15 protein-coding genes, 2 tRNA genes and 2 rRNA genes (1 of these 19 running past the window's edge) are annotated in these 20692 nt (G+C 42.5%); 15 read left to right on the top strand and 4 right to left on the bottom strand.

Annotated features, from left to right (window positions below; all coding sequences use genetic code 11):
• Positions 1-8 precede the first annotated feature (8 nt).
• The 3 genes from RN80_RS01340 to RN80_RS01330 all read left to right on the top strand — a co-directional run bounded on the left by RN80_RS01340 (position 9) and on the right by RN80_RS01330 (position 2070).
• Positions 9-548 (top strand): 5-formyltetrahydrofolate cyclo-ligase, encoded by a 540-nt coding sequence (locus RN80_RS01340; RefSeq protein WP_060627239.1) that lies wholly within the window; start codon positions 9-11, stop codon positions 546-548.
• Positions 532-1209, top strand: a complete 678-nt coding sequence (locus RN80_RS01335) for a rhomboid family intramembrane serine protease (RefSeq protein ID WP_060627238.1) — start codon at positions 532-534, stop codon at positions 1207-1209. The genes RN80_RS01340 and RN80_RS01335 overlap by 17 nt, the downstream gene beginning before the upstream one ends.
• 330 nt (positions 1210-1539) lie before the next feature.
• Positions 1540-2070, top strand: coding sequence for an ATP-binding protein (locus tag RN80_RS01330; protein ID WP_060627237.1), 531 nt, complete (start codon positions 1540-1542; stop codon positions 2068-2070).
• A gap of 140 nt (positions 2071-2210) precedes the next feature.
• Here the strand turns inward: RN80_RS01330 and galU are convergent, their stop codons facing one another.
• The 4 genes from galU to argS all read right to left on the bottom strand — a co-directional run bounded on the left by galU (position 2211) and on the right by argS (position 6632).
• The gene (gene galU, locus RN80_RS01325; RefSeq protein ID WP_060627236.1) at positions 2211-3110 is read right to left on the bottom strand and encodes a UTP--glucose-1-phosphate uridylyltransferase GalU; all 900 of its coding nucleotides are present in this window, start codon (positions 3108-3110) and stop codon (positions 2211-2213) included.
• A 21-nt stretch (positions 3111-3131) separates the two neighbouring features.
• Positions 3132-4148: an NAD(P)H-dependent glycerol-3-phosphate dehydrogenase gene (locus RN80_RS01320; protein ID WP_045610961.1), complete on the bottom strand. Its 1017-nt coding sequence runs from the start codon at positions 4146-4148 to the stop codon at positions 3132-3134.
• 169 nt (positions 4149-4317) lie between these two features.
• Positions 4318-4563 carry a hypothetical protein gene (locus RN80_RS01315; RefSeq protein ID WP_000084858.1) on the bottom strand — a complete coding sequence of 82 codons (246 nt, stop codon included), beginning with the start codon at positions 4561-4563 and terminating at the stop codon, positions 4318-4320.
• Between the two features lie 377 nt (positions 4564-4940).
• Positions 4941-6632 (bottom strand): arginine--tRNA ligase, encoded by a 1692-nt coding sequence (argS, locus tag RN80_RS01310; RefSeq protein WP_060627235.1) that lies wholly within the window; start codon positions 6630-6632, stop codon positions 4941-4943.
• 135 nt (positions 6633-6767) lie between these two features.
• On the opposite strand from argS, the gene argR reads away from it, so the two are divergent.
• The 12 genes from argR to RN80_RS01245 form a co-directional block, all read left to right on the top strand.
• Positions 6768-7214, top strand: a complete 447-nt coding sequence (gene argR / locus RN80_RS01305; RefSeq protein WP_001231476.1) for an arginine repressor — start codon at positions 6768-6770, stop codon at positions 7212-7214.
• Between the two features lie 50 nt (positions 7215-7264).
• Positions 7265-9799 (top strand): DNA mismatch repair protein MutS, encoded by a 2535-nt coding sequence (mutS, locus tag RN80_RS01300; protein WP_060627234.1) that lies wholly within the window; start codon positions 7265-7267, stop codon positions 9797-9799.
• A 145-nt stretch (positions 9800-9944) separates the two neighbouring features.
• Positions 9945-11651, top strand: a complete 1707-nt coding sequence (gene patA, locus RN80_RS01295; RefSeq protein WP_060627233.1) for a multidrug efflux ABC transporter subunit PatA — start codon at positions 9945-9947, stop codon at positions 11649-11651.
• A 1-nt stretch (position 11652) separates the two neighbouring features.
• Positions 11653-13419 carry a multidrug efflux ABC transporter subunit PatB gene (patB, locus tag RN80_RS01290; RefSeq protein WP_060627232.1) on the top strand — a complete coding sequence of 589 codons (1767 nt, stop codon included), beginning with the start codon at positions 11653-11655 and terminating at the stop codon, positions 13417-13419.
• A 249-nt stretch (positions 13420-13668) separates the two neighbouring features.
• On the top strand, positions 13669-14358 hold the full coding sequence (locus RN80_RS01285; RefSeq protein ID WP_060627231.1) for a gamma-glutamyl-gamma-aminobutyrate hydrolase family protein: 690 nt from the start codon (positions 13669-13671) through the stop codon (positions 14356-14358).
• A 170-nt stretch (positions 14359-14528) separates the two neighbouring features.
• A complete protein-coding gene (locus RN80_RS01275; RefSeq protein WP_000018268.1) occupies positions 14529-15878 on the top strand; it encodes a glucose-6-phosphate isomerase in 1350 nt (449 codons plus the stop codon).
• A 127-nt stretch (positions 15879-16005) separates the two neighbouring features.
• On the top strand, positions 16006-17466 hold the full coding sequence (gltX, locus tag RN80_RS01270) for a glutamate--tRNA ligase (RefSeq protein ID WP_060627230.1): 1461 nt from the start codon (positions 16006-16008) through the stop codon (positions 17464-17466).
• 13 nt (positions 17467-17479) lie between these two features.
• Complete coding sequence (locus tag RN80_RS01265) at positions 17480-17914, top strand: cytidine deaminase family protein (RefSeq protein WP_060627229.1); 435 nt, start codon at positions 17480-17482, stop codon at positions 17912-17914.
• Positions 17915-18024: 110 nt separating this feature from the next.
• Positions 18025-18096 (top strand) — tRNA-Glu (locus RN80_RS01260).
• 241 nt (positions 18097-18337) lie between these two features.
• A 16S ribosomal RNA gene (locus RN80_RS01255) occupies positions 18338-19883 on the top strand.
• Positions 19884-19934: 51 nt separating this feature from the next.
• Positions 19935-20007: transfer RNA gene (locus RN80_RS01250), tRNA-Ala, on the top strand.
• A gap of 125 nt (positions 20008-20132) precedes the next feature.
• Positions 20133-20692: ribosomal RNA gene (locus tag RN80_RS01245) — 23S ribosomal RNA — on the top strand (it continues 2342 nt past the right edge of the window).
• The 16S and 23S rRNA genes sit together here with 2 tRNA genes alongside, the layout of an rRNA operon.

Here is a 20692-nt window from a genome sequence, read left to right as displayed (position 1 = left end):
GGTTGTCTATGAAATCGGAATTACGTAAGCAAGTCTTGCAAGAAATGAAGGCTTTACCTCGAGAGCAAAAACAGTTTATAGACCAAGCTTTAACTGAGCGACTTTTACAACACCCCTTTTACCAAGAAGCTAAGGTCATCGCAAGCTACCTTTCTTTTTCTCATGAGTTTCAAACGCAGGAACTGATTGAGCAGGCGCTGAAGGATGGCAAGAAGGTTCTGATACCTAAAACCTATCCCAAGGGTCACATGGAGTTTGTAGTTTATGATCCGCAGCAGTTGGTAAAAACTGCCTTTGGCTTACTGGAACCACAGGGAGATTTGGAAGTGGTGGATGCCTCTCAGATTGATTTGATTCATGTTCCTGGTCTGGCTTTTACGACGAAAGGATATCGGATAGGATACGGTGGAGGCTATTATGACCGTTATCTGGAACATTTTTCTGGTCATACTTTGAGTACGATATATCCTTGTCAAATTCAGGACTTTATCCCTGAAAAGCATGATATTCCTGTTCAGGAGGTATTAATTGATGAAGGAAATCTTTGATAGACGTTATCCTGTGACGAGTTTCTTCCTTTTTGTGACGGCCTTGGTGTTTCCACTAATGTTGGTGACTGCAGGCGGAAACTTTGATAGGGCAGATACCTTATTTCGATTTGGAGCCATGTATGGGCCAGCTATTCGCCTCTTTCCTGAGCAAGTTTGGCGTCTCTTCTCTGCCATTTTTGTTCATATTGGGTGGGAGCATTTTATTGTCAATATGCTTTCGCTCTATTATCTTGGTAGGCAAGTAGAGGAAATTTTCGGATCCAAGCAGTTTTTCTTTCTCTATCTATTATCTGGAATGATGGGCAATCTCTTTGTTTTTGTATTTAGTCCCAAATCCTTAGCAGCAGGAGCCTCTACCTCTCTTTATGGGCTATTTGCCGCGATTATTGTTCTTCGCTATGCTACTCGGAACCCCTATATCCAGCAGCTAGGCCAATCTTATCTGACACTTTTTGTGGTTAACATTATTGGAAGTGTTCTGATTCCAGGAATCAGCCTAGCAGGCCATATCGGTGGTGCAGTCGGCGGAGCATTTCTAGCAGTTATCTTTCCAGTTCGAGGAGAAAGAAGGATGTATGGTACCAGCCAGAGGTTAGGAGCGGTAGTGTTATTCGTAGGACTCGCAGTTTTGCTTTTCTACAAGGGAATGGGGTTGTGACGACTAATATGTAAACTTGAATAAGAAAAAAGCTACTTAAAAAATGAGTAGCTTTTAATGGTTTTGGAACTATTCGAACCAACACAGCTCTAAAAATAAGTCTTTGTGTGTAGATGATTTGAGAAAGTGAGCGCCCATTCTATCGCGAAGAAGTCATTTGTAAATAAGTTTTTTTGCAGAAAATTGAGAATGGTGTGCTTTTTTATTTCTTTTGTATCGTAAGTTTCTAGAATATAATGTTGTATCAGTCTTATTATATATTTTAAAAATAGAAAATGTTATAATATTAGAAATTGATTGAAGAATTATTAGAATAAAAGAGGTATAAAGTTGGAAAATTGTGTTTACATTATTTCAGGCCCCCCAGGCGTTGGGAAAAGTACTGTTAGTAAAGAGTTAGCTTATTCTTTTGATAAGAGTGCAGTTATAGAGGGGGATTTGATTTACTTAATGATTAAAGGTGGCATAGTGGCTCCCTGGGAAGATGAGGGCTATTACATGGATTTGTTTTGGGACAATATCATCAGCTTGACCAATAATTTTATAACTCGAGGCATCTCTGTCGTAATAGAGTATGTCATTTTTGAATACCAACTGAAGAAAATTGCTTCTTTCTTAAAAGAAAAACAAATTGGTCTAAAATATTGTGTCTTAATGGCCGAAGAAAAAACCTTGAAAGATAGGGATGGTTCTCGAAAAGAAATTGAAAGAGTGGGCAACTTATCAATACAAGCAAGAAGTGAGTTTCTAGCTAAAAATAAGGAGAAGGAAAAACATTTTCTGTATACAGATGATTTAGACGTCCCCAAAATAGCAAATATCATTAAAACTTCAAATCGATTTTTGATTGAAAATCTGTAATCCATCATTAAGGACCGAAGTTGAGTTAGTAGATTTAGAGACATATCTCATAAATCTTTAAATTGTATGTAAATTTGTAAAATAATTAAGTCTCCAGAGTCAACTTACTGGAGACTTAATTTATTAACTGGAAACTAATTCTATTCCTTCTCAGCCAATTCTTTTCCCAGTTGGATGAGGTAATCTTTTAAGTCATCTTTGACTTGTGGGTGCTTGAGGGCGTAGTCAATAGATGTTTTCATAAAGCCAAACTTATCCCCAACGTCGTAACGAGCTCCTGTAAATTTACGGGCGAAAACACGTTGTGTTTTATTAAGCGTATCGATAGCATCGGTAAGCTGGATTTCATTTCCAGCACCAGGAGCTTGCTTTTCGAGGATATCAAAAATTTCTGGTGTCAGAAGATAGCGACCGATAATTGCTAAATCACTTGGTGCATCTTCGGGAGCTGGTTTTTCAACGAAAGTTTCGACACTGTAGAGACCATTAATCCCTTCACCTTGAGGAGCGATAACTCCATATGATGAAACGTCTTCGTGTGGTACGGGCATGACAGCAATGGTTGATGCATGTGTCTTTTCGTAATCATTCATCAGTTGTTTTGTCAATGGGATAGCCTTGTCGTTAGTAATGTCCATAAGGTCATCACCCAGCATAACAACAAAAGGTTCATTTCCTACAAAAGCTTTGGCTTGTAAGACAGCGTCTCCAAGACCACGAGGGTGAGTTTGGCGGATGAAATGAAGGCGCATACCAGTTGTTTCGTCTACCAATTTTAGCAAGTCGTGTTTGCCTTTTTCTTTGAGGTTGTACTCAAGCTCAAAGTTTGAGTCAAAGTGGTCTTCAATAGAACGTTTTGATTTACCAGTGACAACCAGAATATCTTCAATGCCTGATTTGAGAGCCTCTTCCACGATAAACTGGATAGTTGGTTTATCTACAATTGGCAACATTTCTTTAGCAAGTGCTTTGGTTGCTGGTAAAAATCGAGTCCCGAGTCCAGCGGCAGGGATGACTGCCTTTCTAACTTTTGATGTCATAAGAATCCTTTCTTTAGAGAGTTAAGACCACTCATTTTCTGCTTTAAATTCATTGTTCATGATGTCATAAATGGCATCTTTGATATTGGTTCCGTGGTAAATAACTTGGTAAATGGCTTGTGTAATGGGCATATAGACTCCAAGTTCTTGCGCTAGTTCATAGGCTGCTCGAGTCGTTGAGATTCCTTCGATTACCATGCCCATATTGGCTTCGATATCAGCTAGGGATTCTCCACGTCCGAGAGCATCGCCAGCTCTCCAGTTACGAGAGTGGATGGAGGTTCCCGTTACAATCAAATCTCCCACACCAGATAAGCCACTATAGGTCAATGGACTGGCACCGAGTGCTACTCCTAGGCGGGTAATTTCTGCCAAGCCTCGAGCGATGATGGCTGCCTTGGCATTGTCACCAAATCCCAAACCATGTAAAGCTCCAGCACCGACAGCAATAATATTTTTAAGAGCACCAGCAGTTTCGACTCCGATAACATCCGTATTGGTATAAAGTCGGAAGTAGTGATTACTAAATAGTTCCTGAACGTATTGAGCTGTTTGTAAATCTTTAGAAGCAGCAGTGATTAAGGTCAGGTCACGCACAATGGTTTCTTCCGCATGACTAGGTCCTGAAACAACGACAATATCACTGCGGAGATGTTCAGGAATTTCTTCTTCAAGGATGGTTGATAATCGTTTATGGCTATCAGGTTCTAATCCCTTTGATGCGTGCATGATGATAGCCTTATGGTCCAAGGTTTGTGCAACTTGCTGGGCAACAAGTCGTGTCACTTTTGTTGGGACAACAAACAAAATCGCATCTACATCTTTCAATGCCTCTGCTAAGTCGGTGTAGGCAATGATATTTTCATCTAGAACGACATCTTTAAAGTAGTGTTTGTTAGTATGATTGGTATTAATTTCATTGATTTGCTCAGGCAGATTTCCCCAAATACGTACCTCGTGTCCATTGTCATTTAAGACTTGTGAAAGGGCAGTTCCCCAAGAACCAGGTCCCAAGACGGCGACGGTTTGTTTTTCCATGATTTCCTCCTTAATAGAGTCCTTTTCATTATTCTATCATATTCTAGAGGATTTTGCACTTGCATTGCTGGGGGAGTGGTGGCTTTGTTGCTTGAAAAATATATAAAAACCGAGGCTAAGTATTAAACTCTTAGTCCCGGTTTTGATATTCCTTAAAGAATAGCTAGGTTTATTTCAATTGATCTGTAATGTCTTTTGATAGCAACATTCCCAGATGATAAGTTTTATTGATGTAAGCAATGACATCATTGATATTTTCAGTCGTGTGAATTTTCTCTTTGATATCAGTCCTAAATGTTTCATCCTTTAAAAGTTGTTCTTGGTAGAGTTTTTGTAGTCTCTCCTTCTCGTACTTATTAAGCAGAAAAAGGAAAACCAAGCTAATCACAACGAGGATATAAGCATATTGGCTCATAGAATATCTCCCTGTATGATAAAGAAGTAATAGTGAATAAATCGATTTAGTGGATCTAAAATAGCAGAACAAGTCAGCAAAACTTGATAAGATTTTTGATAGACCTCTAAACAAAATCCCGTATAGGATTGGACGTCAGTTACTTAGATTGCTTTACAATCAAGTAATTAAAAGATTACGACATGAACCAAACCAAATCGATATTATTGGGTTAGATGAATTAGTAAAGCGTTTAGACAAGTATCTTTGGTTACGACGTTTTAGGACATAAATCAATCATATTTATGTCCTAAAACTAGTGAAGCGCCTAGCCAAAGTCCGAATAGGATTTGGCGTTAGTTACTTAGATTGCTCCGCAATCAAGTAACTTTGGCGATTTACATCTTCTCTGGCGTTTCTACTCCAAGCAAGCGAAGGGCTTCTTTGAGAACGACTGCAGTTGCGTAGCTGAGAGCTAGACGGCTGTCGCGTTCTGGGCTATCATCCAAGATACGTGTATGTGCATAGTACTTGTTGAAGGCTTGAGCCAGGCTAATTGCAAATTTAGCAATGATAGAAGGTTCAAAGTTATCCGCCGCACGGTTGATAATACGTGGGAAGTCTTGGATTAGTTTGATGATTTCCCAACTTTCAGCATCATTCAAGCTATAGTTGCCAACTGTTTCTGGTTTGAAATCCGCTTTGCGTAAGATAGATTGGATACGAGCGTAGGCGTATTGAACATAAGGTCCAGTTTCACCCTCGAAGGATACCATAGCTTCTAGGTCGAAGTCGTATCCATTTGTACGGTCGGTCTTAAGGTCATAGAATTTAATGGCTCCAACCCCAACAGCATGTGCTACCTGATCTTTATTTTCAAGTTCAGGATTTTTTGCTTCAATTTGGGCTTTGGCACGACTAACGGCCTCTGCAACAGTAGGCTCTAGCAAGATGACATTCCCTTTACGAGTAGAGAGTTTTTTCCCTTCTTTTGTAACTAAACCAAAAGGAACGTGAGTAATGTCGTCACTCCAATCGTAGCCCATCTCTTGCAAGACAGCTTTGAGCTGTTTAAAGTGGGCAGATTGCTCTTGACCAACTACGTAGATAGATTTAGCAAATTGGTATTCGTTTTTACGGTAAAGGGCTGCAGCCAAGTCACGTGTGATATAGAGAGTTGCACCATCAGACTTCTTGATGAGGGCTGGATGTTCAATTCCGTATTTCTCAAGATTGACAACTTGGGCACCTTCTGATTCAACAAGGAGGCCTTTTTCAGAAAGAATGTCTACAACTGCATCCATCTTATCGTTGTAGAAGGCTTCTCCGTTGTAGCTGTCAAATTCAACCTTCAGTTCATTGTAAAGGCGGTTAAATTCCACTAAGCTTTCATCACGGAACCATTGCCAAAGAGCGAGAGCTTCCTCGTCACCATTTTCAAGTTTACGGAACCATTCGCGTGCTTCTTCATCCAAGCTTGGGTCATTTTCAGCCTCAGCATTGATGCGGACGTAGAGTTTAAGGAGTTCATCAATTGGATGAGCTTTTACAGCTTCTTCGTCTCCCCATTTTTTGTAGGCAACAATCAACATCCCAAATTGTTTACCCCAGTCTCCCAAATGGTTGACCTTGACCGTTTGATAACCGATTTTTTGGAAAATATGTGACAAGCTATCTCCGATAACAGTTGAGCGCAGGTGACCAATAGAGAATGGTTTAGCGATATTTGGACTAGACATATCGATAACAACATTTTCTTGTTTGCCAATATTTTGGTCAGCATAGTGTTCTTTTTCAGTGATAACAGCTTGCAATACTTGAGCAGAGATGGCAGATTTATCAAGGAAAAAGTTGACGTAAGGTCCTGTTGCAACAACTTTTTCAAAGGCTTGGCTGTTAATTTTTTCAGCCAGTTCAGCCGCAATCATTTGAGGTGCTTTACGTTCGACTTTTGCAAGAGAAAAAGCAGGGAAAGCGATGTCTCCCATTTCTGAGTTTTTAGGGGTTTCCAGTAAATTTAAAATAGCCTCTTGGTCCAGGCTATCAATGACGCTAGCCAACTCGCTAGCAATCAATTCTTTTGTATTCATTAAGAGCTCCTTTTTGGACTTTTCTACTATTTTATCACAATTTTAAAGAAAGAAGAAAAAATTTTTGAAATCTCCTATTTTTTTGGTATAATATAGTTATAAAATTAGTTATAAATATGCATATAAGAGGATTTTATGAGAAAAAGAGATCGTCATCAGTTAATAAAAAAAATGATTACTGAGGAGAAATTAAGTACACAAAAAGAAATTCAAGATCGGTTGGAGGCGCACAATGTCTTTGTGACGCAGACAACCCTGTCTCGTGATTTGCGCGAAATCGGCTTGACCAAGGTCAAGAAAAATGATATGGTGTATTATGTACTAGCAAATGAGACAGAAAAGATTGATTTGGTGGAATTTTTGTCTCATCATTTAGAAGGTGTTGCAAGAGCAGAGTTTACCTTGGTGCTTCATACCAAACTGGGAGAAGCCTCTGTTTTAGCAAATATTGTAGATGCAAACAAGGATGAATGGATTTTAGGAACAGTTGCTGGTGCCAATACCTTATTGGTCATTTGTCGAGACCAGCACGTTGCCAAACTCATGGAAGATCGTTTGCTAGATTTGATGAAAGATAAGTAAGGTCTTGGGAGTTGCTCTCAAGACTTATTTTTAACAAGGAGAGACGGAAAATGGCGACAGAAAAGCTATCACCCGGCATGCAACAGTATGTGGATATTAAAAAGCAATATCCAGATGCTTTTTTGCTCTTTCGTATGGGTGATTTTTATGAATTATTTTATGAGGATGCGGTCAATGCTGCGCAGATTCTGGAAATTTCCTTAACGAGTCGCAACAAGAATGCCGACAATCCGATCCCTATGGCGGGTGTTCCCTATCATTCTGCCCAACAGTATATCGATGTCTTGATTGAGCAGGGCTATAAGGTAGCCATTGCTGAACAGATGGAAGATCCTAAACAGGCAGTTGGGGTTGTGAAACGAGAGGTTGTTCAGGTCATTACGCCAGGGACAGTGGTCGACAGTAGTAAGCCGGACAGTCAGAACAATTTCTTGGTTGCCATAGACCGTGATGGCAGTCAATTTGGCCTCGCTTATATGGACTTGGTGACGGGTGACTTTTATGTGACAGGTCTTTTGGATTTTACGCTGGTTTGTGGGGAAATTCGTAACCTCAAGGCTCGAGAAGTGGTGCTGGGTTATGACTTGTCTGAGGAAGAAGAACAAATCCTCAGTCGTCAGATGAATCTGGTACTTTCCTATGAAAAAGAAGGTTTTGAAGACCTTCATTTACTAGATTCACGATTGGCAACTGTGGAGCAAGCGGCATCTAGTAAGCTACTCCAGTATGTTCATCGGACTCAGATGAGAGAATTGAACCACCTCAAGCCTGTTATCCGCTATGAAATCAAGGATTTCTTGCAGATGGATTATGCGACAAAGGCTAGTCTGGATTTGGTTGAGAATGCTCGTTCAGGCAAGAAGCAAGGCAGTCTTTTCTGGCTTTTGGATGAAACCAAAACGGCTATGGGGATGCGTCTTTTGCGGTCTTGGATCCATCGTCCTTTGATTGGTAAGGAACGAATCATCCAACGTCAAGAAGTGGTGCAGGTCTTCCTCGACCATTTCTTTGAGCGCAGTGATTTGACAGACAGTCTCAAGGGAGTTTATGATATCGAACGATTGGCTAGTCGTGTTTCTTTTGGTAAAACCAATCCCAAGGATCTCTTGCAGTTGGCGACCACCTTATCTAGTGTGCCACGGATTCGTGCGATTTTAGAAGGGATGGAGCAACCTGCTCTAGCCTATCTCATCGTACAACTGGATGGAATCCCTGAGTTGGAGAGTTTGATTAGCGCAGCGATTGCTCCTGAAGCTCCTCATGTGATTACGGAAGGTGGTATTATCCGCACTGGATTTGATGAAACCTTAGACAAGTACCGTCGTGTGCTCAGAGAAGGGACTAGCTGGATTGCTGAGATTGAGGCTAAGGAGCGAGAAAACTCTGGTATCAGTACCCTCAAGATTGACTACAATAAGAAGGATGGCTACTATTTCCATGTGACCAATTCGCAACTGGGAAATGTGCCTGCTCACTTTTTCCGCAAGGCGACGCTGAAAAACTCAGAACGTTTTGGAACCGAAGAATTGGCCCGTATCGAGGGAGATATGCTGGAGGCGCGTGAGAAGTCAGCTAACCTCGAATACGAAATCTTTATGCGTATTCGTGAAGAAGTCAGCAAGTACATCCAACGTATACAAGCTCTAGCCCAAGGAATTGCGACAGTTGATGTCTTACAGAGTCTGGCGGTTGTGGCTGAAACCCAGCATTTGATTCGACCTGAATTCGGAGATGATTCGCGAATTGATATCCAGAAAGGGCGCCATGCTGTCGTTGAAAAGGTTATGGGGGCTCAGACCTATATTCCCAATACGATTCAGATGGCAGAAGATACCAGTATTCAACTGATTACAGGGCCCAACATGAGTGGGAAGTCTACCTACATGCGTCAGTTAGCCATGACGGCGATAATGGCCCAGATGGGTTCCTATGTACCGGCTGAAAGCGCCTATTTACCGATTTTTGATGCGATTTTTACCCGTATCGGAGCAGCAGATGACTTGGTTTCAGGTCAATCAACTTTCATGGTGGAGATGATGGAGGCTAATAATGCCATTTCGCATGCGACCAAAAATTCCTTGATTCTTTTTGATGAATTGGGACGAGGAACTGCAACTTATGACGGGATGGCTCTTGCTCAGTCTATCATCGAATATATCCATGAGCACATCGGAGCTAAGACCCTCTTTGCGACCCACTACCATGAGTTGACTAGTCTGGAGTCTAGTTTACAACACTTGGTTAATGTCCACGTGGCAACTTTGGAGCAGGATGGGCAGGTCACCTTCCTTCACAAGATTGAACCAGGTCCAGCTGATAAATCCTATGGTATCCATGTTGCAAAGATTGCTGGCTTGCCAGCAGACCTTTTAGCAAGGGCGGATAAGATTTTGACTCAGTTAGAGAATCAAGAGACAGAAAGTCCTGCTCCCATGAGGCAAACAAGTACTGTCTCAGAACAAATTTCACTCTTTGACACGCCTGCAGTGCATCCTGTCCTAGCAGAATTGTCTAAACTGGACATTTACAACATGACACCCATGCAAGCTATGAATGTCTTGGTCGAGTTAAAACAGAAACTATAAAGAGAAAATTACTAGTCATTCTAGCTGTATCAAGGAGACTTCTTTGACAAGTTCCCACTTTTTTGCTAGAATAACATCACACAAACAGAATGAGAAGGAGCTGACGCATTGTCGCTCCCTTTTGTCTATTTTTTAAGGAGAAAGTATGCTGATTCAGAAAATAAAAACCTACAAGTGGCAGGCCTTGGCTTCGCTCCTGATGACAGGCTTGATGGTTGCTAGTTCACTTCTGCAACCGCGTTATCTGCAGGAAGTGTTAGACGCTCTCCTTGCTGGGAAATATGAAGCTATCTATAGTATAGGGGCTTGGTTGATTGGTGTGGCCGTGGTCGGTCTGGTTGCTGGTGGGCTCAATGTTGTCCTTGCATCCTATATTGCCCAAGGAGTTTCATCTGACCTTCGAGAGGATGCCTTCCGTAAAATCCAAACTTTTTCTTATGCTAATATTGAACAATTTAATGCGGGAAATCTAGTCGTTCGCATGACAAATGATATCAACCAGATTCAGAACGTCGTCATGATGACCTTCCAAATTCTTTTCAGACTTCCCCTCTTGTTCATCGGTTCGTTTATCTTGGCGGTTCAAACCCTACCTTCTCTGTGGTGGGTGATTGTTCTCATGGTAGTCTTGATTTTTGGTTTGACTGCTGTCATGATGGGTATGATGGGGCCTCGTTTTGCCAAGTTTCAAACCCTGCTTGAACGCATCAATGCCATTGCCAAGGAAAATCTGCGTGGCGTTCGCGTGGTCAAGTCCTTTGTCCAAGAAAAAGAGCAGTTTGCTAAGTTTACGGAGGTTTCAGACGAGCTTCTCGGTCAAAATCTTTACATCGGTTATGCCTTTTCAGTAGTGGAACCTTTCATGATGTTGGTCGGTTATGGGGCGGTATTCCTCTCTATTTGGCTAGTTGCAGGGATGGTTCAGTCGAATCCGTCAGTTGTTGGCTCCATTGCTTCCTTTGTCAATTACCTAAGCCAGATTATCTTTACCATTGTCATGGTTGGATTTTTGGGAAATTCTGTCAGTCGTGCTATGATTTCTATGCGTCGTATTCGAGAAATTCTTGACGCAGAGCCAGCTATGACCTTCAAGGATGTGCCAGATGAAGAGTTGGTCGGAAGTCTTAGCTTTGAAAATGTAACCTTTACCTATCCAATGGACAAGGAACCAATGCTGAAAGATGTGAGCTTTACTATCGAACCTGGTCAAATGGTTGGTGTAGTTGGAGCGACTGGCGCAGGAAAGTCAACCTTAGCTCAATTGATTCCACGTCTCTTTGACCCACAGGAAGGGGCTATCAAAATCGGAGGTAAGGATATTCGAGAAGTTAGTGAAGGGACCCTGCGTAAAACAGTTTCTATCGTTCTTCAACGTGCCATTCTCTTCAGTGGAACGATTGCAGATAACTTGAGACAGGGTAAGGGAGATGCTACTCTATTTGAAATGGAGCGAGCAGCCAATATTGCCCAGGCTAGTGAATTCATTCATCGTATGGAGAAAACCTTTGAAAGTCCGGTTGAGGAACGGGGAACCAATTTCTCTGGTGGGCAAAAGCAAAGGATGTCGATTGCGCGTGGAATTGTCAGCAATCCACGTATTCTGATTTTTGACGATTCGACCTCGGCCTTGGATGCCAAGTCAGAGCGCCTAGTGCAAGAAGCCTTGAATAAGGACTTGAAGGGAACAACAACCATTATCATCGCGCAAAAGATTAGCTCGGTTGTCCATGCAGACAAGATCTTAGTACTGGATCAAGGACGATTGATTGGTCAAGGCACGCATGCAGACTTGGTTGCCAACAATGCTGTTTACCGTGAAATCTATGAAACACAGAAAGGAAAGGAGGAGTAAAATGAAGACAGTTCAATTTTTTTGGAATTATTTTAAAGTCTATAAGCTATCATTTGTAGTTGTTATCCTGATGATTGTTCTGGCAACTCTTGCCCAAGCCCTCTTTCCGGTCTTTTCTGGACAAGCAGTGACGCAGCTAGCTAATTTAGTTCAAGCTTATCAAGATGGCAATCCAGAACTTGTTTGGCAAAGCCTATCAGGAATCATGGTCAATCTTGGTCTGCTGGTTTTGGTTCTATTTATCTCCAGTGTCATATACATGTGTCTCATGACGCGCGTGATTGCAGAGTCGACCAACGAGATGCGAAAAGGCCTCTTCGGTAAGCTTGCTCGCTTGACGGTTTCTTTCTTTGACCGCCGACAAGATGGCGATATCTTGTCTCGTTTTACCAGCGATTTGGATAATATCCTTCAAGCCTTTAACGAAAGCTTGATTCAGGTCATGAGCAATATTGTTTTATATATCGGTCTGATTCTTGTCATGTTTTCGAGAAATGTGACGCTGGCCCTCATCACCATTGCCAGCACACCAGTTGCCTTCCTCATGCTGATTTTTATTGTAAAAATGGCACGCAAATACACCAACCTCCAGCAAAAAGAGGTAGGGAAACTCAACGCCTATATGGACGAGAGTATTTCAGGCCAAAAAGCCGTGATTGTGCAAGGAATTCAAGAGGATATGATGGCAGGATTTCTTGAACAAAATGAGCGCGTGCGCAAGGCAACCTTTAAAGGAAGGATGTTCTCAGGAATTCTTTTCCCTGTCATGAATGGGATGAGTCTGGTTAATACAGCCGTCGTCATCTTTGCGGGTTCAGCTGTACTTTTAAATGATAAGACTATTGAAACTAGTACAGCCCTCGGTTTGATTGTTATGTTTGCCCAATTTTCACAGCAGTACTACCAGCCTATTATCCAAGTTGCAGCGAGTTGGGGAAGTCTTCAGTTGGCCTTTACAGGTGCTGAACGGATTCAGGAAATGTTTGACGCAGAGGAAGAAATTCGACCCGAAAAGGCTCCAACCTTCACTAAGTTGCAAGAAGGTGTTGAAATCAGTCGTATTGATTTTTCATACTTGCCTGATAAACCTATTTTGAAAGATGTCAGCATTTCTGCCCCTAAAGGTCAGATGACAGCGGTTGTTGGGCCGACGGGTTCAGGGAAAACGACTATTATGAACCTCATCAATCGCTTTTATGATGTTGATGCTGGTGGTATTTATTTTGACGGAAAAGACATTCGTGACTATGACTTGGATAGTCTCAGAAGTAAGGTGGGAATTGTCTTGCAAGATTCGGTCTTATTTAGCGGAACCATTCGAGACAATATCCGTTTTGGTGTGCCAGATGCTAGTCAAGAAATGGTTGAGGCAACAGCCAAGGCAACCCACATTCACGACTATATCGAAAGTTTGCCTGATAAGTACGATACCCTTATCGATGATGACCAGAGCATCTTCTCAACAGGACAGAAACAATTGATTTCTATCGCTCGAACCCTGATGACAGATCCAGAAGTTCTCATTCTAGATGAAGCCACTTCGAACGTAGATACGGTGACAGAAAGTAAGATTCAGCATGCCATGGAGGCGGTTGTAGCAGGTAGAACTAGTTTCGTCATTGCCCACCGTTTGAAGACCATTCTCAATGCTGATCAGATTATTGTCCTTAAAGATGGAGAAGTCATTGAATGCGGTAACCACCATGAACTCTTGAAACTAGGTGGATTCTACTCAGAACTCTATCACAATCAATTTGTTTTTGAATAAGAAAAAGTTGTCACTTTGGGCAGCTTTTTCTTGTTCATAAAAAATATTTATCACGGACTTTAAAAAAACATATTAGACGAAAGGCGTTTTGAGTGATATGATAGGACTATCGTTATACTCAATGAAAATCAAAGAGCAAACTAGCAGACTAGGAAGCTAGCCGCAAGCTGGACTTGAGTACGGTAAGGCGACGCTGACGTGGTTTGAAGAGATTTTCGAAGAGTATTAACATTCGAAAGGAGAGGCATCATGGCTAGAACGGTTGTAGGAGTTGCTGCAAATCTATGTCCCGTAGACGCAGAAGGCAAAAACATTCATTCATCTGTATCTTGTAGATTCGCAGAGAGCATTCGTCAAGTCGGTGGTCTCCCTTTAGTCATTCCTGTTGGTGATGAGTCAGTTGTACGCGATTATGTGGAAATGATTGACAAGCTTATTTTGACAGGCGGTCAAAATGTCCATCCTCAGTTTTATGGAGAGAAAAAGACCATCGAGAGCGATGATTATAATCTGGTCCGTGACGAATTTGAATTGGCACTCTTGAAAGAAGCGCTTCGTCAGAATAAACCAATTATGGCAATCTGTCGCGGTGTCCAACTTGTCAATGTTGCCTTTGGTGGAACGCTCAATCAAGAAATCGAAGGTCACTGGCAAGGCCTACCTTTCGGAACATCTCACTCTATTGAGACAGTAGAAGGAAGCGTGGTGGCCAAGCTGTTTGGAAAAAAAAGTCAGGTCAACTCCGTCCATCGTCAAAGTATTAAAGATTTGGCACCTAATTTCCGTGTAACTGCTATTGATCCAAGAGACCAAACCATCGAAGCGATTGAGTCTATCGATGAGCACCGCATTATCGGTTTGCAGTGGCATCCAGAGTTTCTGGTCAATGAAGAAGATGGCAATTTAGAATTATTTGAATATTTATTGAATGAACTGTAACGACTGGAACATCTAGTCGTTCTTTCTTTTATTTTTTCAAAATTTTTGGAATGCGACATTTTTACGCAAACGTTTGAATTCTGATAAAAATTGGAGAAATTCGACAAAAAAACTTGAAAAAAACGAAGGTAAGCGTTATGATAGAAAAGAAGAAATATTGGAGGAATAACATGTCACATATTAAATTTGATTATTCAAAAGTTTTAGACAAATTTGTTGCACCACATGAAGTGGAATACATGCAATCACAAGTAACAGCAGCAGATGAATTGATCCGTAAAGGAACTGGTGCTGGTAGCGACTTCTTGGGATGGTTGGACCTTCCTGAAAACTATGACCGCGAAGAATTTGACCGCATCTTGAAAGCTGCTGAGCAAATCAAATCAGACAGCGATGTTTTGGTTGTAATCGGTATCGGTGGCTCTTACCTTGGTGCCAAAGCAGCAATCGACTTCTTGAACCACCACTTTGCTAACTTGCAAACAAAAGAAGAACGCAAAGCTCCACAAATCCTTTACGCAGGAAACTCAATCTCATCTACTTACCTTGCTGACTTGGTAGAGTACGTAGCTGATAAAGACTTCTCAGTAAACGTGATTTCTAAATCAGGTACAACAACTGAACCAGCGATTGCTTTTCGTGTCTTCAAAGAACTCTTGGTTAAGAAATACGGTCAAGAAGAAGCCAACAAACGTATCTATGCAACAACTGACCGCCAAAAAGGTGCTGTTAAGGTTGAAGCAGACGCTAACGGTTGGGAAACATTTGTTGTTCCAGATGATATCGGTGGACGCTTCTCAGTATTGACAGCCGTTGGTTTGCTTCCAATCGCAGCATCAGGAGCTGACATCAAAGCCCTTATGGAAGGTGCGAATGCAGCTCGCAAAGACTACACTTCAGATAAAATCTCTGAAAACGAAGCTTACCAATACGCAGCAGTTCGTAACATCCTTTACCGTAAAGGTTATGCAACTGAGATCTTGGTAAATTACGAGCCATCACTTCAATACTTCTCAGAGTGGTGGAAACAATTGGCTGGTGAATCAGAAGGGAAAGACCAAAAAGGTATCTACCCAACTTCAGCCAACTTCTCAACTGACTTGCACTCATTGGGTCAATTTATCCAAGAAGGAACTCGTATCATGTTTGAAACAGTTGTCCGTGTTGACAAACCTCGTAAAAACGTGATTATCCCTAGCTTGGAAGAAGACCTTGATGGACTTGGTTACCTTCAAGGAAAAGACGTTGACTTTGTAAACAAAAAAGCGACTGATGGTGTTCTTCTTGCCCACACAGATGGTGATGTACCAAACATGTACGTGACTCTTCCAGAGCAAGACGCTTTCACTCTTGGTTACACTATCTACTTCTTCGAATTGGCTATCGCTCTTTCAGGTTACTTGAATGCTATCAACCCATTTGACCAACCAGGTGTTGAAGCCTACAAACGTAACATGTTCGCCCTTCTTGGAAAACCAGGATTTGAAGAATTAAGCAAAGAACTTAACGCACGTCTATAATAGAAGAAAAGAGTGGTTTGTCCACTCTTTTTACTCTCTTTATCCATAGAAATTGGACTCAGCCAAGACTTGTGATATAATATAGAGAGCAAAAAGGCAGACGCCTAGAGACTTTATAGGAGAAACTATGTCAAAAGATATCCGTGTACGTTACGCACCAAGTCCAACAGGACTACTACACATCGGGAATGCCCGTACAGCATTGTTCAACTACTTGTATGCACGTCATCATGGTGGAACTTTTATCATTCGTATCGAAGATACTGACCGTAAACGTCATGTCGAGGATGGTGAACGTTCACAGCTTGAAAACCTTCGTTGGTTAGGTATGGATTGGGATGAAAGTCCAGAAACACATGAAAATTACCGCCAGTCTGAACGTTTGGACTTGTATCAAAAATACATCGACCAACTGTTAGCTGAAGGAAAAGCCTACAAATCTTACGTTACAGAAGAAGAGTTGGCAGCTGAACGCGAACGCCAAGAAGCAGCTGGCGAAACACCACGCTACATCAATGAATACCTTGGTATGAGTGAAGAAGAAAAAGCAGCTTACATCGCAGAACGTGAAGCAGCAGGGATTATCCCAACTGTTCGTTTGGCTGTCAATGAGTCAGGTATCTACAAGTGGCATGATATGGTCAAAGGTGATATCGAATTTGAAGGTGGCAATATCGGCGGTGACTGGGTTATCCAAAAGAAAGACGGTTACCCAACATACAACTTTGCCGTTGTCATCGATGATCATGATATGCAAATTTCTCACGTAATCCGTGGAGACGACCACATTGCAAATACACCAAAACAGCTCATGGTTTATGAAGCACTTGGTTGGGAAGCTCCAGAGTTTGGTCACATGACCTTGATTATCAACTCTGAAACTGGGAAAAAATTGTCTAAACGCGATACTAACACCCTTCAGTTTATCGAAGACTACCGTAAAAAAGGTTATTTACCAGAAGCAGTCTTTAACTTTATTGCTCTTCTTGGTTGGAACCCAGGTGGCGAAGATGAAATCTTCTCTCGTGAAGAACTCATTAAACTTTTCGATGAAAACCGCCTCAGCAAGTCACCAGCAGCCTTTGATCAGAAGAAACTAGACTGGATGAGCAACGACTACATCAAGAGAGCAGAACTTGCTACTATCTTTGAAATGGCTAAACCTTATCTAGAAGAAGCAGGACGCTTGACTGACAAGGCTGAAAAATTGGTTGAACTCTATAAACCACAAATGAAGTCAGTGGATGAAATCGTTCCATTGACAGACCTTTTCTTCTCAGATTTCCCAGAATTGACAGAAGCAGAGCGCGAAGTCATGGCGGGGGAAACAGTCCCAACAGTTCTTGAAGCCTTCAAAGCAAAACTTGAAGCAATGACAGATGATGAATTTGTAACAGAGAATATCTTCCCACAAATCAAAGCTGTTCAAAAAGAAACAGGTATTAAAGGAAAAAATCTTTTCATGCCTATTCGTATCGCAGTTTCAGGTGAAATGCATGGGCCAGAATTGCCAGATACAATTTTCTTGCTTGGACGTGAAAAATCAATCCAGCATATCGAAAATATGTTAAAGGAAATCTCTAAATAAGGAGGATGTAACAATGGACATCTGGGAAAAGATGTACGAAGAAGCACAGAAATTGTATAATCCACATGAAGTATCTGATTTTGTTTATGCTAATCATGTTGTTGCCGCAGTAGAAGCAGAAGATGGACAAATATTTACAGGATTCTGTATGGAGGGAACCTGTGGTGTTTTCCATCTCTGCGCAGAACGGGCGGCACTCTTTAATATGTACCAATTTTCAGGACAAACTAAGGTTAAGAAAGTATTAGCCTTTCGAGATAAAACACCTTATGGTGGAAGTTCAGGAATGCCCTGTGGAGCTTGCAGAGAGTTCCTCTTAGAGTTGAACGCTGAAAATAAGGATGCAGAATTCATGATGGACTACAATAGAAGAAAGACTGTGAAAGTCGCAGAACTAATCCCCTATTGGTGGGGAGAAGAACGTGCTTCTAAGTTTAATGAACAATAGAAGAGTCAGTACAACTCTGGCTCTTTTTACTTAATTTGAAAAAAGCAGAAAAAGTAGTTGACAAAGTTTGAAAAGCCTGTATAATAGTAAGAGTTGAAAATAACAGCTCAGGTCCGTTGGTCAAGGGGTTAAGACACCGCCTTTTCACGGCGGTAACACGGGTTCGAATCCCGTACGGACTATGGTATGTTGTGGTTGAGGCACTTGATGAAAAAAGATTAAAAAAGTTTCAAAAAAGTGTTGACAAGCGAAAGCGACTGTGATATACTAATATAGTTGTCACTTGAGAGAAGTAAGTGACAAAGACCTTTGAAAACTGAACAAGACGAACCAATGTGCAGGGCACTACAACTAAGGTTGTAGTACTGAACAATGAAAAAACAATAAATCTGTCAGTGACAGAAATGAGTGAGAACTCAAACTTTTAATGAGAGTTTGATCCTGGCTCAGGACGAACGCTGGCGGCGTGCCTAATACATGCAAGTAGAACGCTGAAGGAGGAGCTTGCTCTTCTGGATGAGTTGCGAACGGGTGAGTAACGCGTAGGTAACCTGCCTGGTAGCGGGGGATAACTATTGGAAACGATAGCTAATACCGCATAAGAGTAGATGTTGCATGACATTTGCTTAAAAGGTGCAATTGCATCACTACCAGATGGACCTGCGTTGTATTAGCTAGTTGGTGGGGTAACGGCTCACCAAGGCGACGATACATAGCCGACCTGAGAGGGTGATCGGCCACACTGGGACTGAGACACGGCCCAGACTCCTACGGGAGGCAGCAGTAGGGAATCTTCGGCAATGGACGGAAGTCTGACCGAGCAACGCCGCGTGAGTGAAGAAGGTTTTCGGATCGTAAAGCTCTGTTGTAAGAGAAGAACGAGTGTGAGAGTGGAAAGTTCACACTGTGACGGTATCTTACCAGAAAGGGACGGCTAACTACGTGCCAGCAGCCGCGGTAATACGTAGGTCCCGAGCGTTGTCCGGATTTATTGGGCGTAAAGCGAGCGCAGGCGGTTAGATAAGTCTGAAGTTAAAGGCTGTGGCTTAACCATAGTACGCTTTGGAAACTGTTTAACTTGAGTGCAAGAGGGGAGAGTGGAATTCCATGTGTAGCGGTGAAATGCGTAGATATATGGAGGAACACCGGTGGCGAAAGCGGCTCTCTGGCTTGTAACTGACGCTGAGGCTCGAAAGCGTGGGGAGCAAACAGGATTAGATACCCTGGTAGTCCACGCCGTAAACGATGAGTGCTAGGTGTTAGACCCTTTCCGGGGTTTAGTGCCGCAGCTAACGCATTAAGCACTCCGCCTGGGGAGTACGACCGCAAGGTTGAAACTCAAAGGAATTGACGGGGGCCCGCACAAGCGGTGGAGCATGTGGTTTAATTCGAAGCAACGCGAAGAACCTTACCAGGTCTTGACATCCCTCTGACCGCTCTAGAGATAGAGTTTTCCTTCGGGACAGAGGTGACAGGTGGTGCATGGTTGTCGTCAGCTCGTGTCGTGAGATGTTGGGTTAAGTCCCGCAACGAGCGCAACCCCTATTGTTAGTTGCCATCATTCAGTTGGGCACTCTAGCGAGACTGCCGGTAATAAACCGGAGGAAGGTGGGGATGACGTCAAATCATCATGCCCCTTATGACCTGGGCTACACACGTGCTACAATGGCTGGTACAACGAGTCGCAAGCCGGTGACGGCAAGCTAATCTCTTAAAGCCAGTCTCAGTTCGGATTGTAGGCTGCAACTCGCCTACATGAAGTCGGAATCGCTAGTAATCGCGGATCAGCACGCCGCGGTGAATACGTTCCCGGGCCTTGTACACACCGCCCGTCACACCACGAGAGTTTGTAACACCCGAAGTCGGTGAGGTAACCGTAAGGAGCCAGCCGCCTAAGGTGGGATAGATGATTGGGGTGAAGTCGTAACAAGGTAGCCGTATCGGAAGGTGCGGCTGGATCACCTCCTTTCTAAGGAAAAGGAACTGCGCATTGGTCTTGTTTAGTCTTGAGAGGTCTTGTGGGGCCTTAGCTCAGCTGGGAGAGCGCCTGCTTTGCACGCAGGAGGTCAGCGGTTCGATCCCGCTAGGCTCCATTGGTGAGAGATCACCAAGTAATGCACATTGAAAATTGAATATCTATATCAAATAGTAACAAGAAAATAAACCGAAAACGCTGTAGTATTAATAAGAGTTTATGACTGAAAGGTCAGAAAAATAAGGTTAAGTTAATAAGGGCGCACGGTGGATGCCTTGGCACTAGGAGCCGAAGAAGGACGTGACAAACGACGATATGCCTTGGGTAGCTGTAAGTAAGCGATGATCCAGGGATTTCCGAATGGGGGAACCCAACAGGTACTACCTGTTACCCACATCTGTTAAGGATGTGAGGAGGAAGACGCAGTGAACTGAAACATCTAAGTAGCTGCAGGAAGAGAAAGCAAAAGCGATTGCCTTAGTAGCGGCGAGCGAAACGGCAGAAGGGCAAACCGAAGAGTTTACTCTTCGGGGTTGTAGGACTGCAATGTGGACTCAAAGATTATAGAAGAATGATTTGGGAAGATCAGCCAAAGAGAGTAATAGCCTCGTATTTAAAATAGTCTTTGTACCTAGCAGTATCCTGAGTACGGCGGGACACGTGAAATCCCGTCGGAATCTGGGAGGACCATCTCCCAACCCTAAATACTCCCTAGTGACCGATAGTGAACCAGTACCGTGAGGGAAAGGTGAAAAGCACCCCGGGAGGGGAGTGAAATAGAACCTGAAACCGTGTGCCTACAA

Source organism: Streptococcus mitis (genome assembly GCF_001281025.1).
Classification (GTDB): Bacteria; Bacillota; Bacilli; order Lactobacillales; family Streptococcaceae; genus Streptococcus; species Streptococcus mitis_AK.
This window is presented reverse-complemented; position numbering and strand designations above follow the sequence as displayed.